This is a genomic window from Achromobacter sp. ES-001, from assembly GCF_019448355.1.
Classification (GTDB): domain Bacteria; phylum Pseudomonadota; class Gammaproteobacteria; order Burkholderiales; family Burkholderiaceae_B; genus Achromobacter; species Achromobacter spanius_B.
This window is the reverse complement of sequence record NZ_CP079940.1, coordinates 1,243,040-1,256,935: the sequence shown is the minus strand read 5'-3', so window position 1 is coordinate 1,256,935 and position 13,896 is coordinate 1,243,040. Positions and strand designations below refer to the sequence as shown.

At 65.9% G+C, this 13,896-nt stretch carries 12 protein-coding genes; 9 read left to right on the top strand and 3 right to left on the bottom strand.

Translation table 11 applies throughout. The annotated features are described in order from the left end of the window. Window positions 1-17 precede the first annotated feature (17 nt). On the bottom strand, window positions 18-809 hold the full coding sequence (locus tag KYT87_RS05615; RefSeq protein WP_219991809.1) for a deaminated glutathione amidase: 792 nt from the start codon (window positions 807-809) through the stop codon (window positions 18-20). A gap of 166 nt (window positions 810-975) precedes the next feature. Between KYT87_RS05615 and KYT87_RS05610 the strand changes: the two genes are divergently transcribed. The 9 genes from KYT87_RS05610 (at window position 976) to KYT87_RS05570 (ending at window position 10,802) form a co-directional block, all read left to right on the top strand. After that, window positions 976-2,319: an amino acid deaminase gene (locus tag KYT87_RS05610; RefSeq protein WP_219991808.1), complete on the top strand. Its 1,344-nt coding sequence runs from the start codon at window positions 976-978 to the stop codon at window positions 2,317-2,319. 122 nt (window positions 2,320-2,441) lie between these two features. After that, window positions 2,442-4,001, top strand: a complete 1,560-nt coding sequence (locus tag KYT87_RS05605) for an ABC transporter substrate-binding protein (protein WP_219991807.1) — start codon at window positions 2,442-2,444, stop codon at window positions 3,999-4,001. A 104-nt stretch (window positions 4,002-4,105) separates the two neighbouring features. Next, on the top strand, window positions 4,106-5,047 hold the full coding sequence (locus KYT87_RS05600; protein ID WP_046803377.1) for an ABC transporter permease: 942 nt from the start codon (window positions 4,106-4,108) through the stop codon (window positions 5,045-5,047). Between the two features lies 1 nt (window position 5,048). Next, window positions 5,049-5,924: an ABC transporter permease gene (locus tag KYT87_RS05595; protein ID WP_046803378.1), complete on the top strand. Its 876-nt coding sequence runs from the start codon at window positions 5,049-5,051 to the stop codon at window positions 5,922-5,924. A 2-nt stretch (window positions 5,925-5,926) separates the two neighbouring features. Beyond that, complete coding sequence (locus KYT87_RS05590; RefSeq protein WP_104143635.1) at window positions 5,927-6,934, top strand: ABC transporter ATP-binding protein; 1,008 nt, start codon at window positions 5,927-5,929, stop codon at window positions 6,932-6,934. Then, entirely contained in the window at window positions 6,931-7,932 is a 1,002-nt protein-coding gene (locus tag KYT87_RS05585; protein ID WP_104143633.1) for an ABC transporter ATP-binding protein, read from the top strand. Before KYT87_RS05590 ends, KYT87_RS05585 begins: the two co-directional genes overlap by 4 nt. 37 nt (window positions 7,933-7,969) lie before the next feature. Continuing rightward, window positions 7,970-8,842 carry a MurR/RpiR family transcriptional regulator gene (locus KYT87_RS05580; protein WP_046803381.1) on the top strand — a complete coding sequence of 291 codons (873 nt, stop codon included), beginning with the start codon at window positions 7,970-7,972 and terminating at the stop codon, window positions 8,840-8,842. Window positions 8,843-8,856: 14 nt separating this feature from the next. Beyond that, window positions 8,857-10,338 carry an amidohydrolase family protein gene (locus KYT87_RS05575; protein WP_046803382.1) on the top strand — a complete coding sequence of 494 codons (1,482 nt, stop codon included), beginning with the start codon at window positions 8,857-8,859 and terminating at the stop codon, window positions 10,336-10,338. 50 nt (window positions 10,339-10,388) lie between these two features. Beyond that, window positions 10,389-10,802 (top strand): RidA family protein, encoded by a 414-nt coding sequence (locus tag KYT87_RS05570; RefSeq protein WP_104143630.1) that lies wholly within the window; start codon window positions 10,389-10,391, stop codon window positions 10,800-10,802. Between the two features lie 45 nt (window positions 10,803-10,847). Here the strand turns inward: KYT87_RS05570 and lolA are convergent, their stop codons facing one another. Both lolA and KYT87_RS05560 read right to left on the bottom strand, forming a co-directional pair. After that, entirely contained in the window at window positions 10,848-11,471 is a 624-nt protein-coding gene (lolA, locus tag KYT87_RS05565) for an outer membrane lipoprotein chaperone LolA (protein ID WP_219991806.1), read from the bottom strand. Then, window positions 11,471-13,855, bottom strand: a complete 2,385-nt coding sequence (locus tag KYT87_RS05560) for a DNA translocase FtsK (RefSeq protein ID WP_120154118.1) — start codon at window positions 13,853-13,855, stop codon at window positions 11,471-11,473. The genes lolA and KYT87_RS05560 overlap by 1 nt, the downstream gene beginning before the upstream one ends. Between the last annotated feature and the right edge of the window lie 41 nt (window positions 13,856-13,896).

Sequence of the window (13,896 nt, the reverse complement as noted above, 5' to 3'; positions counted from 1 at the left end):
GTCTGGCCCCGGGGCGCCTAGGCCAGTTCGGGCGGGCCGAAGCGGCGGTTGGCCAGCACCGGCAGCACCTTGCGGGCATGCGCCAGGCGCTCGGGGTCGATGTCGGCAAACACCAGCGCCGGCGCTTCGCCCGCGCGCGCCGTCACCACGCCCAGCGGGTCCACCACCATGCTGCACCCAATATTGCGTTCGCCGCATTCGCCCGTGGCCGCCACGTAGCAGGTGTTCTCCAGCGCACGGGCCGTGACCAGCACCTCCCAGTGCATTTCCTTGAGCGGCCCGCGCACCCAGGCGGCGGGTAGCACCAGGAGGTCGGCGCCATCCAGCGCCAAGCGGCGCGCCAGTTCGGGAAAGCGCACGTCATAGCAGGTCATCAGGCCGACGCGCAGGCCGGCGATGTCCAGCAACGGGGGGATCTCGGTGCCCGGCGTGACGTTGGTGGATTCCTTCATCGTGAAGGCGTCGTACAGGTGCAGCTTGCGGTATTGCGACACGATGCGCCCGTCCTGCACCGTGACCAGCGTGTTCCAGACCCGGCCTTCGCCGGTCGGCACGTGCACGCACATCATGGTCGCCAGCGACGAGCCCCGGCTGGCCTCCAGCAGGCGCGTCATGAACGGGCCATCCAGCGACTGCGCGGCTTTCAGCACGATTTGCGGGTCGGTGATGTCGCGCGCCAGGATGCCTTCGGGCAAGACCAGCAGACCGGCGCCGCCCGCGCTGGCCCGCTCCATCAGGTCGATGCAGACCTGCGCGTTCTCTTCCCAGACACGGCTGACGGCGAACTGGCCCAAGGCAACTTTCAACATGGCTATTCCTTCATGGAGCGCGTTTTTTTCGCGAATTTCCTATTGTCGCGCCAACTCGGCCGGCCGGCACCGTACGGGTAAGTCCTAGCTGCCTTTGTAAATTTCTTTCACGATAATGAAAAAAAAGCATTTCCACGTAAATATTTTCCATAACGAGCGCGCCGCCATGATCCATTCCTCTTCCCCCGCAGCCCTGTTGGATGTGAACGGCAAAGGCCTGGGCGCGTTCCCCGAGTCCTGTACGACGGCCGGTGTGGCCGCCCTGAACTGGAACCTGCTGGACGAAGACGTCAGCCTGCCCGTGGCCGTGTTGTACGAAGCGCGCGTGCGCCACAACCTGCAATGGATGCAGCAGTTCATGGAGGCGTACCACGTCAAGCTGGCGCCCCACGGCAAGACCACCATGAGCCCGGCGCTGTTCAAGCGCCAGATCGACAACGGCGCATGGGGCATCACGCTGGCGACCGCGCCGCAGGTGCTGGCCGCGTACCAGCACGGCATCCGCCGCGTGCTGATGGCCAACCAATTGGTGGGCCGCGCCAACATGGCCATCATCGCGCGCCTGTTGCAAGATCCGGCGTTCACCTACTTCTGCATCGTCGATTCCCCCGCCAACGCCGCCCAGCTAGGCCAGTTCTTTGCCGAACAGAGCCTGACTTTGCCTGTGCTGATCGAGCTTGGTCCCACGGGCGGACGCACCGGCGTGCGCGATGATGCGCAGTTGCAAGCGGTGATCGACGAAATTGGCCGTTGGCCCAGCCTGGCGCTGGCGGGCATTGAAGTCTATGAAGGCGTGTTGCAGGAAGAAGGCGCGATCCGCGCGTTCCTGCGCCGCGCCACCGACGCGCTGCGCGGACTGGCCACGGCCGGCCGTCTGCGCAAGAACGGCCCCGCCATTATTTCCGGCGCGGGCTCGGCCTGGTTCGATGTGGTGGCCGAAGAATTCTCGCAGCTGGATATTGGCGCGCCGCTGGAAGTGATCCTGCGCCCCGGCTGCTATTTGTCGCACGACGTGGGCGTCTACCGGTCCGCCGCTGAACGCATCAACGCCCACAACCCCGTCGCGCAAAAAATGGAACCGGGCCTGCTGCCCGCCTTGCAAGTCTGGGCCTATGTGCAGTCGCTGCCCGAACCAGGCCGCGCCATCATTGCGCTGGGCAAGCGCGATGCCGCTTTCGACGCCGGCCTGCCCACGCCCGCGCTGCATTATCGGCCGGGCCGCGTCAGGCCGAGCGACGCCACGCCGGGCGACGCCACGCCGGGCGACGCCTCGCCGGGCGACGCCACGCCGGGCCAAAACGCCCCCAGCGCCGCGCCCCAGGCGTGGAAGCTGACCGCCATGATGGACCAGCATGCCTTCATGCAGATCGCCGACGGCGACGACATCCAGGTCGGCGACATGATCGCCTTCGACATTTCCCACCCCTGCCTGACGTTCGACAAGTGGCGCCAGGTGTTGTTGGTGGACGAGCAGTACCGCGTCACCGACGTAGCCGAAACCTTCTTCTGAACGCCCCCTAGCCCGCCGCAAGCGCCTGGCCCAAGGGGGCTGCTGCACGACGACCGGGATCCCGGCGCGAATCCGATCACACGCGACAACCTGTTTGTTTTTGACCCTCTGGAGAGAGAATCATGAACTTCCGACCCTCCCGGCGAGGCAGTGGGCTGACCAGCCTGCTCGCGGCCGGCGCAATTGGCTTGACCGCAATGACCTCCCCCGCCCTGAGTGCCACGCCGGTCAAGGGGGGCACGATTTCCGTCGCCACCATCGGTGAACCGCCCACGCTGGACCCGATGACCAGCACGGCGGATCTGGTCGGCATCCTGACGCAGCATTTCTTCGAAACGCTCTACACCTTCGACGCCAAGTGGAACCTGACCCCGCTGTTGGCGGAGAAGATGCCCGACGTCACGCCCGACGGCCTGGTCTACACGATTGCGCTGCGCCAGGGCATCACGTTCCATGACGGCTCGAAGATGGACTCGTCCGACGTGCTGGCGTCCTTGAAGCGCTGGACCGAAACCGCCACGCGCGGCAAGGGCGCGGCCAACGTCATCAGCAGCATCGAGGCGCCCGACGCCAACACCATCCGCATCACGCTCAAGCAGCCCTACGCGCCGCTGACCGCGCTGCTGGCCATGAACAACGCCGCCGCCGTCATCATGCCCAAGGGCAAGATTGCGCCGGTGCTGACCGAAATCGTCGGCACGGGTCCGTACCAGTTGAAGGCCCGCGTGCCCGACCAGTACATCCAGTTGGTGCGCTTTGACGGCTACAAGCAACGCGACGGCGAGCCCGACGGCTACGGCGGCGCGCGCAAGCAGTACCTGGACGAAATCCGCTTTGTGCCGGTCAGCAACGCCAACACGCGTTCCGAAGCCGCCGCCGCCGGCCAGTTCGACTACGTCGACTCGTTGCCGGTGGAAGCGCTGGCCAAGCTCAAGGGTGGCCGTTCCGACCCGGTGATGCTCAAGCCTTTCGGCTGGCCGCGCCTGGTGCTCAACACCAAGCAAGGCATCATGTCCAACCTGGCGGTGCGCCAGGCCGTGCAGCTGGCGCTGAATGAAGAAGACATGCTGTTCGCCGCCTTCGGCAACAAGGACTTCTACAAGCTGAACGGCGACCTGTATCCGGAAGGCTACCCGTGGGCCACGTCGCTGGGCGGCAAGGTCTACAACAAGGGTGATGCCGCCGCCGCCAAGAAGCTGCTTGACGGCGCCAACGTGGCCGACAAGAAGATCCGCATCCTGACCAGCCAGCAGTACGAATTCCATTACAAGATGGCGCTGGTGGCCGCGGAATACCTGAAGGCCGCCGGCTTCACGGTGGACATGCAGGTGGTGGACTGGGCCACGCTGACGCAGCGCCGCCAGGACCCCGCCGTGTGGGACATCTTCATTACCCACAGCGTGTTCCTGCCCGAACCCGCGCTGATCGATTTCCCGTCCAAGGACGCCCCCGGCTGGTGGGACACGCCGCGCCGCGCGCAGGTGATGGACGCCTTCAACCAGGCGCGCACGCAGGAAGAACGCATCAAGCGCTGGGCCGACGTGCAGCAGGCCGTGTATGACGAAATCCCCTTCGTGAAGGTGGGCGACTTCAACGCCCAGGCCGCGCGCTCGCCGTCGTTGCAAGGCACGCAGCCCGCTCCGTGGCCGTACTTCTGGAACGCCTGGAAAAGCGCCAAGTAAGTAGGGAAACGCGCGGCCAGGCGGTGAATGATCCCGCCGCCTGCCGCGCCCCAAGCCGTCTTTCGCTCCGCGTGCACTGATTGCCGCTTTTCTAGGACTCTATCGTGTTGCGTTATCTTTTGAACCGGCTGGTCGGGCTGGTGGCCGTGATGTTTATCGTCGCGACCATCGTGTTCGTCATCATTCGCGTCACACCCGGCGATCCGGCGGCCGTGATGCTTGGGCCACAGGCCAGCCAGCAGGACATCGCCGCGCTGCGCGCGCAACTGGGGCTGGACCAGCCCATGGCGCTGCAATACGTATCGTGGCTGGGCAAGCTGGTGCAAGGCGACCTGGGCCAGTCCATCTTCATGAACAAGCCCGTGCTGTCGGCGCTGGCTGACCGTGCCGAGCCCACTATTTTGCTGACGCTGATGTCGCTGCTGATTGCCAGCGCCATCGCGCTGCCGGTCGGCATCCTGTCGGCGGTCAAACGCGGCACCACGCTGGACCAGTCGGTGCTGTCGTTCTCGATGTTTACCTCCAGCGTGCCCAGCTTCTGGCTGGGCCTGCTGTTGATGCAGATTTTCTCGGTGAAGCTGGGCTGGCTGCCGGTGTCGGGCTATGGCGGCCCGGACGCCTCGCTGGCCACTCGCCTGTCGCACCTGATCCTGCCCGCCGTGGTGCTGGGCCTGGTCAACTCGGCGCTGATCACCCGCTTTATCCGCGCCAGCATGCTGGACGTACTGCGCGACGATTACGTGCGCACCGCGCGTGCCAAGGGCCTGCCGGAAAGCAAGGTCATCCTGAAGCACGCCGTGCGCAACGCGCTGATTCCCATCCTGACCGTGCTGGGCCTGACCACCGCGCTCTTGATCAGCGGCGCGGTCGTGACCGAGACCGTGTTCGGCCTGCCCGGCGTGGGCAGTCTGGTGGTGTCGGCGGTGCTGCGCCGCGACTACCCCGTCATCCAGGGCGCGCTGCTGATCATCGCGGCCATCTACGTCCTGATCAACCTGATCATCGACCTGCTCTACCTGCTGGTCGACCCCCGGGTGCGCTACTGATATGGCTATTGCAACTTCCCCCCAATCCGCCGGCGGCGCCGACCGCTGGCAGGTGCTGCGCCTGCTGGTGTCGCGCAAGACCGTGCTGCTGAGTCTGATCGTCATCATCGTGCTGGTGGCCGCCGCGCTGCTGGCGCCGTGGGTAAGCCCCTACGATCCCTTCAAGCTGTCCATCATGAACCGGCTGAAGGCGCCGGGCGCCGCGCACTGGTTCGGCACCGACGACTTTGGCCGCGACGTCTTCAGCCGCGTCATCTACGGCGGCCGCCTCTCGCTGATGGTGGGCTTTTCGGTCGTGATCGTGTCCAGCGTGCTGGGCATCGCGCTGGGGCTGATCGCCGGCTTCTTCCGCTCGGCCGACAAGTTTGTCTCGCGGCTGATCGACGCCATGATGGCGTTTCCCGACATCCTGCTGGCCATTTCGCTGGTGGCCGCGCTGGGCCCCTCGCTGATCAACGTAGTGATTGCGCTGGGCATCGTCTACACGCCCCGCCTGGCCCGCATCGTGCGCGCCTCCACGCTGGTGATCCGTGAATTGCCGTTCGTGGAAGCCGCCCGCGCGCTGGGCGTGCCCACGTGGCGCATCGTCACCGTGCACGTGCTGCGCAACCTGGTGTCGCCCATTCTGGTGCAAGGCACGTTCATCTTCGCCTACGCGATTCTGGCCGAAGCCGGCCTGTCGTTCCTGGGCGTGGGCGTTTCGCCCGACATCCCCACCTGGGGCACCATGATCAACGCCGGCCAGCAATACATGGGGTCGGCGGACTGGATCATGATTTTCCCCGGCATCGCCATCGTGCTGTCCGTGCTGTCGCTGCAATTGGTGGGCGACGGGCTGCGCGACGTACTCGACCCGCGCCTGCGCAAGGAGCTGTAATCATGACGTCAAGCAACCGAGACGTCGTGCTGTCCGTGGAAGGGCTCAAGACCTGGTTCCACAGCCGCGACGGCATCGCCAAGTCCGTGGACGGCGTCACCTTTGATCTGGCGCGCGGTGAAACGCTGGCCATCGTAGGCGAATCCGGTTCCGGAAAATCCGTGACCAGCCTGTCCATCATGGGGCTGTTGCCCAAACCAGCGGGCCGCATCGAAGCGGGCAAGATCCTGTTTCGCGACCGCCAGGGCGTGCAGCATGACCTGGCACGCGCTTCGTCCGCCACCCTGCAGAAGATACGCGGCGCCGAAATCGCCATGATCTTCCAGGAACCCATGACCAGCCTGAACCCGCTGTACACGGTGGGCGACCAGATCGCCGAAGCCGTGTTGCAGCACGAAGGCGGCTCGTACGCGTCGGCCATCCGCCGCGCCCGCGAAATGCTGGAACGCGTGGAGATCCCGGCCGCCGACCGGCGCGTCAACGAATATCCGCACCAGATGTCGGGCGGCATGCGGCAACGCGTGATGATCGCCCTGGCGCTGGCCTGCAACCCGGCGGTACTGATCGCCGACGAGCCCACCACCGCGTTGGACGTGACGGTGCAGGCGCAGATTCTGGACCTGCTGCGCCGCCTGCAAAAAGAAATGAACATGAGCATCCTGTTCATCACGCACAACCTGGGCGTGGTGGCGGAAATCGCGCACCGCGTCGCCGTCATGTACGCCGGCCGCGTGGTGGAAGACGCGGGTGTCTACGACCTGTTCGAAAAACCCACGCACCCGTACACCCGCGGCCTCTTGTCCTGCCTGCCCACGGCCGCGCTATTGGCTTCGGGCGAACGGCTGCGCGCCATTCCCGGCAACGTACCCAGCGTGCTGTCGCTGCCCGCCGGCTGCACCTTCGCCCCGCGTTGCGAACTGGCGGCGGACGATTGCCGCGCCGCCGTGCCCGAACTGGTTGCGGTGCAAGCGGAACACCGCGCGCGCTGCATCAAGGTGAATCCGATATGACTAGCCCCCAAGCCACCGTGCGGGCCCAAGACCCGCTGGTCCGCATTGAAGACCTGAAGGTCCACTTTCCCACGTCGCAAGCCCGTAATGCGCCGGTCGTGCGTGCCGTGGATGGCGTCAGCTTCGATGTGCCGCGCAACACCATCGTCGGCCTGGTCGGCGAATCGGGCTCGGGCAAGACCACGACGGGCCGCGCGTTGCTGCGCCTGTTCAAGCCCACCGCCGGCCGCCTGCTGTTTGACGGCACCGACATCACGCATCTAAATGAAAAGCAGATGCTGCCGTGGCGCCGCCGCATGCAGATTGTGTTCCAGGACCCGTACGCCAGCCTCAACCCCCGCATGACGGTGGCCGAGATCCTGGGCGAAGCGCTGGACACGCACAAGCTGGCGCAACATCGCCGCGCCGCGCGCATCGGCGAACTGCTGGAACGCGTGGGCCTGAACGCGGACCACAGCCGCCGCTACCCGCATGAATTCTCGGGCGGACAGCGCCAGCGCATCGGCATCGCACGCGCGCTGGCCGTTGAACCCGATTTCATCGTGGCGGACGAGCCGGTGTCGGCGCTGGACGTATCCGTGCAGGCGCAGGTGCTTAACCTGCTGCAAGACCTGCAACGCGACCTGGGCCTGACCATGCTGTTCGTGGCGCACGACCTGGCCGTGGTGGATTACCTGTGCGATGAAGTCGTCGTCATGTACTTGGGCCGCGTGATGGAACGCGGGCCGACCAGCGAAGTCTATGCACGGCCGCGCCACCCCTATACTCGCGCACTGCTGTCGGCCGCGCCCGTGCCGGATCCGCGCGCCCCGCGATCGCGTATTCTGCTCAAGGGCGATATCCCCAGCCCGGTCAATCCGCCGTCCGGCTGCGTGTTCCGCACGCGCTGCCCCCACGCGATCGACGCCTGCGCCACCATCGAGGCGCAAGCCGTCCAGGTGGGCGCGGGCCACTTCGTGGCCTGTTCGCGCCTGGACGCCCCCGAGCTGGCGGCCTAGCGCATTGCACGACCCGATCAGACCCAGGAAACCCCACATGGACATCATCCGCGACATCGTCTTCCAGATACGCAGTCGGCGGGACGCATTGAGCGTGACCGAACGCAAGGTGGCCGACGCCATTCTTGACGACATCATCTGGGGCGCCAGCGCCACCGTCGACCAGCTGGCCACCAAGGCCGGGGTCAGCATCGCCACGATTTCGCGCTTTGCGCGCACCGTGGGCTGCGACGACACGCGTGACCTGAAAATGAAACTGGCGCAGGCCAGCACGGTGGGCAGCCGCTTTCTGGACCCCAGCGCGCCGGCCGAGGAAAGCACCTTTTACGCACGCATCTACGCCGACATCGAAAGCACCTTGCGCGCGCATCTGCCCACGTTCACCGAACCGCTATTCGAACAGGCGGCATCCATCGTGGACGGCGCGCGGATGATCTACGTGTTCGGCATGGGCGGCGCGTCGGCCGTGCTGGCGCAGGAAGTGCAGTCGCGGCTGGTGCGGCTGGGCTACCCCATCGCGGTGTACAGCGATGCCGTGCTGCTGCGCATGGTGGCCGCCACGCTTACCGAGCACGACGCCGTGCTGGTGTTGTCGGCGTCGGGCCTGACGCCGGAAATCCTTGGCGCGGCCCGCATCGTGAAGCAGTATCGCGCCCGCATCGTCGCCATCACCGACGCCACGTCCGAACTGGCCAAGCTGGCCGATGTGGTGCTGCCCATCCGCACGGACGAAACCGACTTCATCTACAAACCCTCGGCATCGCGCTACGCGATGATGCTGGCCATCGACTTGCTGTCCACCGAACTGGCCATGCTGAACCAAGAGGAAAACCGCGAACGCCTGCGCCGCATCAAGCTGGCGCTGGACGAACACCGTGGTGGCCCCAACCGCTTGCCGCTGGGCGATTGAACCTGGAACCCAAGATGTACGACACCCTTATCGGCAACGTCCGTATCCTGGACGGCACCGGCGGCCCCGAGTACCGCGCCAGCGTTGCGCTGGCCGACGGCCGCATCGCAGCCATCGGCGCCTTGCCGGGCGCGCAGGCACGCCAGATCATCGATGGCACCGACCTGGCGCTGGCGCCCGGCTTCATCGACGTGCACACGCACGACGACACCAACGTGATCCGCACTCCGGGCATGTTGCCCAAGCTGTCGCAGGGCGTGACCACCGTGGTGGTGGGCAACTGCGGCATCAGCGCCTCGCCCGTGTCGCTGCGCGCCGACCCGCCGGATCCGATGAACCTGCTGGGTGGCCGTGAAGACTTCAACTACCCCTCGTTCAGCGACTACACGCGCGCCATCGAAGCGGCGCGTCCGGCCGTGAACGTGGCCGCGCTGGTCGGCCATACCGCCCTGCGCAGCAACCACATGGACCGCCTGGACCGCGTCGCCACGCGCGACGAAGTGCTGGCCATGCGCGAACAGCTGCGCGATGCGCTGGCGCACGGCGCCATCGGCCTGAGCACCGGCCTGGCCTATGCGTCCGCCATTGAAGCCGACACCGCTGAAGTCAAGTTGCTGGCCGAAGCCCTGGATGAATTCGGCGCGCTGTACACCACGCACCTGCGTTCCGAGTTCGCCGCCATTCTGGATGCCATGCAGGAAGCTTTCGACATTGCCGGGCACGCGCGCGTGCCGGTGGTGGTGTCGCACCTGAAATGCGCGGGCGCGGGCAATTGGGGCCGCACGAAGGAAGTGCTGTTCGCGTTGGAAAACGCAGGCCGCATGCAGCATGTGGGCTGCGATTGCTATCCGTATTCGGCCAGCTCGTCCACGCTGGATTTGAAGCAGGTGACCGACGAATTCGATATCGACATCACGTGGTCGGTGCCGCATCCCGAGCAGGCGCGGCGCAAGCTGGCCGACGTGGCGGCCGACTGGGGCGTGTCCTTGCTGGACGCCGCGCGCCGCCTGCAACCGGCCGGCGCCGTGTATCACAACATGCACGAGGACGACGTGCGCCGCGTCCTGTCGCATCCATTGACGATGGTGGGGTCCGACGGCCTGCCCAATGACCCGATGCCGCACCCGCGCCTGTGGGGCGCGTTTCCGCGCGTGCTGGGTCACTACAGCCGCGACGTGGGTTTGCTGCCGCTGATCCAGGCCGTACACAAGATGACCGGTCTTTCCGCCGCCCGCTTCGGCCTGGCTGATCGCGGCCTGGTGCGCGAGGGCTATCACGCCGACCTGGTGCTGTTCAATCCCGATACCGTCATCGACCGCGCCACCTTCGCCGAGCCGGTGCAAACGGCCGCTGGCATCGAGGCCGTGTGGGTCAACGGCGCGCTGTCCTACCGGCACGGCCAGGCCACCGGCGAACGCGCGGGCCGCTGGCTGCCGCGCAATGGCGATTTGCGCGCCAGCTTCGCGGCGGCCTCGCCCTATTCGGCCTTGGCCTGAATTTCCTTGCCCGAATCTTCCTTGCCCACTACGAATTAAGGAGCACCTCCATGAGCAACACTCCCACCCCCGATCAAAACGGCATCACCCGCTACGGCGTCGGTGGCGGCACCGGCCAGGGCGGTTCGCACATGCCGTTCGCGCGCGCGGTCGCCGCCGACGGCTGGCTGCACGTATCCGGCCAGGTGCCGATGGAAAACGGGGAAGTGATTGAGGGCGGCACGGTGGCGCAATGCCACAAGGCCATCCAGCAATTGCTGGCCATCTTGAAGGAAGCGGGCTACGGCCCGGAACACGTCGTGCGCTGCGGCGTATGGCTGGACGACGCGCGCGATTTCCCGTCGTTCAACAAGGTGTTCAAGGAATACTTCGGTGAAAATCCGCCCGCCCGCGCCTGCGTGCAGTCCAGCCTGATGGTGGACGCCAAGGTGGAAATCGATTGCGTGGCGTACAAGCGCCCTTGATGCGGTGAATCGCCGGCCACGCGCCTGCCGGCGCGCGGCGCGGCCTTACATCTTGACGATGTCCACGCCCTTGGGCGCGGTGAACTGGAATTCCTTGGCGGGCAGGCTGGGGTTGGCGGCAATGGACGACAGGTCCACGCGCGTCGTCTGGCCAAACGAATCCAGCAGCTCGACCCGCACGGGCAGGTTGTCTTTCATGCCGATGTCCACGCGCGAAAAGCCCGCATCCGCCGTGCGCGGCTTGGCGCGCAGCCAGTCCACGCCGTCCTTGGACGGCAAGGCCGACACATCAAACGACTGTTCCAGCGAACCCGATCCGAACAGGATCGCGGCCGGCGACGTGCCGATGGCGGCGTCCACCTTGCGTTCGGTAACCTGCGCCAGGTCGGGGTCAAACTGGAACAGCACGCGCCCGTCGGACACCACCAGCTGTTCATAGGGCTTTTGCACCGCCCACTTGAACTTGCCCGGGCGCTGGAATGAAAACACGCCGATCTGGGCAGGCTGCGTGCGGCCCTGGTTGTTCACGGTGTATTGCGAGAACGAACCGGTGGCCGAGGTGACCGTGGCCACGAACGACTTCAACTGCTCTTGCGCGCTGGCGGCGAACGTCAGCGCGGGCGCCAGGCTCAGGGCGGCGACAACGGCCAGGCGGTGAAACGTCTTCATCAGGCTTCCTCTCGGGCGGCGGCAGCGGCGGGGACCAGGATCTCGCGATTGCCATTGGACTGCATCGCCGACACCATACCCGATTGCTCCATCTGCTCCAGTAACCGGGCCGCGCGGTTGTAACCGATACGCAGGTGGCGCTGCACCAGCGAAATCGACGCGCGGCGATGCTTGAGCACCACTTCGCAGGCCTGGTCGTACATCGGGTCGGATTCCGCGTCGCCACCGATGCCGGTGACGCTGCTGGCGCCTTCGCCGTTATCGCCCTCGACGCCACCTTCCAGCAGGCCTTCGATGTAGTTGGGCTCGCCTTGTGCCTTCAGGCTTTCCACCACGCGGTGCACTTCATCGTCGCTGCAGAACGCGCCGTGCACGCGCACGGGCAAGCCGGTGCCCGGCGGCATGTAAAGCATGTCGCCCTGGCCCAGCAGGGTTTCGGCGCCCATCTGGTCAAGAATGGTGCGGGAGTCGATCTTGGACGACACCTGGAACGCGATGCGCGTCGGGATGTTGGCCTTGATCAGGCCGGTGATGACGTCCACGCTGGGGCGCTGCGTGGCCAGGATCAGGTGGATACCGGCAGCGCGCGCCTTTTGCGCCAGGCGGGCGATCAGTTCTTCGATCTTCTTGCCCACCACCATCATCAGGTCAGCCAATTCGTCGATGACCACCACGATGGTGGGCAGCGGCGCCAGCGGCTCGGGCTGGTCGGGCGTCAGCGAGAACGGGTTCGGGATAGGTTCCTCGCGCTTGATGGCGTCGCGGATCTTGGTGTTGTAGCCCGCCAGGTTGCGCACGCCCATCTTGCTCATCAGGCGATAGCGCTTTTCCATTTCGCCCACGCACCAGTTCAGCGCGTTGGCGGCCTGGCGCATGTCGGTGACAACCGGCGCCAGCAGATGCGGAATACCTTCGTAGACGCTCATTTCAAGCATCTTCGGGTCAATCAGGATCAGGCGCGTGTGCGAAGCGTCGGCCTTGTACAGCAGGGACAGGATCATGGCGTTGATCCCCACCGACTTGCCCGACCCCGTGGTACCCGCCACCAGCAGGTGGGGCATCTTGGCCAGGTCGGCCACGACCGGGTTGCCGGCAATGTCCTTGCCCAGCGCCATCGTCACGACGGAATGGCTGGCGTGATAAGTCTGCGACCCCAGGATTTCCGACAGGCGGACCATCTGGCGGCGCGGGTTGGGCAATTCCAGGCCCATCAGGTTTTTGCCGGGTATGGTTTCCACCACCCGGATACTGACCAGGCTCAAGGCGCGCGCCAGGTCTTTGGCCAGGTTGACGATCTGGCTGCCCTTGACGCCGGTGGCGGGCTCGATTTCGTAGCGCGTAATGACCGGGCCGGCCTGCGCCGCCACCACGGTGACCGACACGCCGAAGTCGGCCAGCTTCTTTTCGATCAGACGCGAGGTGAATTCGATGGTTTCGGCCGACACCGTTTCCTGGTTGGTCAGCGGGGGGTCCAGCAGGCTGATCGCGGGCAGGTCGCCTTCGGCGCCGCCGGCGGGCGCGAAGAACAGCGACTGCTGCTTTTCCTTTTCGACCCGCTCGGACTTGGGCACCACCGTAATGGCGGGTTCGATCCGCACCGGCTGTTCGTGCACCAGTTTTTCCTGCTTGGCCACGACTTGCTCGGTACGCACGGCCTTGGCCACCTGGCCGACCTTGCGGTCTTCGCGAGCGGCGTAGGAATTACGGACGCGGCGCACCAGGCCTTCCAGCCAGGAGCCCACGCGTTCGGCCACCGCCAACCACGAAAAAGAGAAAAACAGGCTCAGGCCGATGGCCAGCATGACCAAAAAGGCCAGCGTGCTGCCCGTAAAACCGATGCTGCGGCTGATCAAGTCGGCCAGCGTGTGGCCGATGACGCCGCCGGCGCCGCTGGCCGTTTCGGACGCGCCGGGCAGGTGCGTGCCCCGGCTGGACAGGCGCAGGGCTTCCATGCCCAGCGACCCCACCAGCAGCAGGAAGAAGCCGATGCCCTCTTCCCAATGGACGCGCGGCAGCACTTCCGGTTGCTTACTGTTAGTTACCTTAAGCTGGCTGGCCAGGCGCCGGTAGCCCGCGCGAACCCGGTGCAGCAGCAGAATTACCCACCACCAGGCGGAAAAACCGAACAGGTAGAGCAGGATGTCGGCCAGGTAGGCGCCCAGGCGGCCGCCGTGGTTGCGCACCACGTCGCCTGGCACCGAGTGCGACCAGCCAGGGTCGGACGCGCTCCAGGTGGCCAGCACCAGAGTCAGCCAGGCCGCCAGGGCGGCAAATAGGATCCAGCGGGCTTCACGCAGCAACGCGGAGATACGCGTTTGTAGCGGCGAAGGCCCGTTGCGGGTGTTGCGCGAGGCGCGCGGGGAAGCAGTCGAGATACGCGGCATGCGGCTCATTATAATTGGGCGTTAACCTAAAGATACCCGCC